Genomic DNA, 2781 nt, shown 5'->3' on the forward strand with positions numbered 1-2781 from the left:
AGAGCTACAAGGACGCCCACTGCATCGTCGTCGACCAGAGTGCGATTGGCAGCACGCCGGCCAGCAACCCGGCGACCTACACCGGTATCTTCACGCCGATTCGTGAACTGTTTTCCGGCACCCAGGAAGCCCGCTCAAGGGGCTACAAGCCGGGTCGTTTCAGCTTTAACGTCAAGGGCGGTCGCTGCGAGGCCTGCGAGGGCGACGGGGTCACCAAGGTGGAGATGCATTTCCTGCCGGATATCTACGTGCCCTGTGATGTCTGCAAGGGGCAGCGTTACAACCGCGAAACCCTGGAGATCCGTTATAAAGGAAAGAACATCCACGAAGTGCTGGACATGACCGTCGAGGACGCCCGGGAATTTTTCGATGCGGTGCCCGCCATTGCCCGCAAGCTGCAAACCCTGATGGACGTGGGCCTGTCCTATATCCGTCTGGGTCAGGCGGCCACCACCCTGTCCGGTGGTGAGGCGCAGCGGGTCAAACTGTCGCGGGAACTGTCCAAGCGCGACACCGGCAGTACCCTCTACATTCTCGACGAGCCCACCACCGGCCTGCACTTCCACGACATCCAGCAACTGCTCAGCGTGCTGCACCGGCTGCGGGACCACGGCAACACCGTGGTGGTCATCGAACACAATCTGGATGTGATCAAGACCGCCGACTGGGTTGTCGACCTCGGCCCGGAGGGCGGTTCCGGCGGCGGCCGGGTCATCGCCACCGGTACCCCGGAACAGGTGGCAAAGGTGGCGGGTTCCCACACCGGACATTTTCTCGCCAGGCTGCTCGGCTAATCTCCCCTGACAAGCTGGCCTGGTTACAGGCCGGCTTGGCGCACTGCTGAACGCACACCCCCATACAATTCTCAGTATTAAGAACATTGCCTCGTCATAACAAAACAGTTTAAGCCTCCCGCCCCGCCTTTATTCCCAAAAAATCTCTATAACCATCTGTTTTAGAAAACTATTTAAAGAAGAACCCACTGGTCTCCAATCCCGGCCACCAGGCAGGCGAATACCATAAATCAGTGTCTAAACTGTCAAGGACAGGAGGAGTGTTATGACCATTTTCAGCCATTACCAGCAACGCTACGAGTCTGCCCAAATGGAGGAATACAGCATCCAGGAATATTTGGCGCTGTGCAAAAAAGAACCCGCCACCTATGCCACAGCCGCTGAGCGACTGCTAAAAGCCATCGGTGAGCCGGAGCTGGTAGACACCTCCAAGAACCCCCGCCTCAGCCGAATCTTTTCCAACAAAGTCATCAAGCGCTATCCCAGCTTCGGCGAATTCTACGGCATGGAGGACTGTATCCAGCACATTGTCAGCTTCTTCCGCCATGCCGCCCAGGGGCTGGAAGAAAAGAAACAGATTCTCTATTTGCTCGGCCCCGTGGGCGGCGGCAAGTCCTCCCTGGCGGAGCGGCTGAAGTCCCTGATGGAGAAAGAGCCCATTTATGCATTGAAGGGTTCGCCGGTATTTGAATCGCCACTGGGGCTGTTCGACTCACAGGAAGACGGCCCTATCCTGGAAGAGGAGTACGGCATTCCGCCCCGCTACCTGAAAACCATCATGTCGCCCTGGGCGGTGAAACGCCTGCACGAATACAACGGCGACCTGAACCAGTTCCGCGTGGTCAAACTGCGACCGTCCATCCTCGACCAGATCGCCATTACCAAAACCGAGCCCGGTGACGAGAACAACCAGGATATCTCCTCCCTGGTGGGCAAAGTGGATATCCGCAAACTGGAACAGTTCCCGCAGCAGGACCCGGACGCCTACAGTTTCTCCGGCGGCATGTGCCGGGCCAACCAGGGACTGATGGAGTTCGTGGAGATGTTCAAGGCACCCATCAAGGTGCTGCACCCCCTGCTGACGGCCACCCAGGAGAGCAACTACAACGGCACCGAGGCCATTGGCGCCATCCCCTTCGACGGCATTGTGCTGGCCCACTCCAACGAGGCCGAGTGGAAGAACTTCAAGAACAACAAAAACAATGAGGCCTTTATCGACCGCGTGTACATCGTCAAGGTGCCCTACTGCCTGCGGGTCACCGAGGAAATCGAGATCTATCGCAAGCTGCTGCACAACAGCTCCCTGCGGCAGGCGCCCTGTGCACCGGACACCCTGAAAATGTTGGGGGAATTCAGCGTGCTGTCACGGCTGAAAGAGCCGGAAAACTCCAGTATCTTCTCGAAAATGCGCATCTACGACGGCGAGAGTCTCAAGGATACCGACCCCAAGGCCAAGTCCATCCAGGAGTACCGCGACAATGCCGGCGTGGACGAAGGCATGACCGGACTGTCCACCCGCTTCGCCTTCAAGGTGTTGTCCAAGGTGTTCAACTTTGATCCCACGGAAATCGCGGCGAACCCGGTGCACCTGCTGTATGTGCTGGAAAACCAGATTGAGCAGGAGCAGTTCCCCGAGGAACTGCACGACCGCTACCTGAATACCATCAAGGAATTCCTGGCGCCGAATTACATCAGCTTTATCGGCAAGGAAATCCAGACCGCCTACCTGGAATCCTACTCCGAGTATGGCCAGAACCTGTTCGACCGCTACGTTACCTACGCCGATTTCTGGGTTCAGGACCAGGAATACCGCGACCCGGAAACCGGCGAGATCCTCGATCGCTCCGCCCTCAACGACGAGCTGGAAAAAATCGAGAAACCGGCGGGCATCAGCAATCCCAAGGATTTCCGCAGTGAGATCGTCAACTTCGTGCTGCGGGCACAGGCTTCCAACCATGGCAAGAACCCGAAATGGACCAGCTACGAA

General features: G+C 57.6%; 2 protein-coding genes. Both read left to right on the forward strand.

Translation table 11 applies throughout. From position 1 onward, the window contains the following. On the forward strand, window positions 1–794 hold a 794-nt coding region (locus ABY948_RS11975), incomplete at its 5' end, for an ATP-binding cassette domain-containing protein (RefSeq protein WP_461482766.1). Window positions 795–1059: 265 nt separating this feature from the next. Next, window positions 1060–2781 (forward strand): PrkA family serine protein kinase (locus ABY948_RS11980; protein ID WP_461482767.1); only part of this gene is annotated, 1722 nt, incomplete at its 3' end.

It is taken from the genome of Porticoccus sp. (genome assembly GCF_041592135.1).
Taxonomy (GTDB): Bacteria; Pseudomonadota; Gammaproteobacteria; order Pseudomonadales; family Porticoccaceae; genus Porticoccus.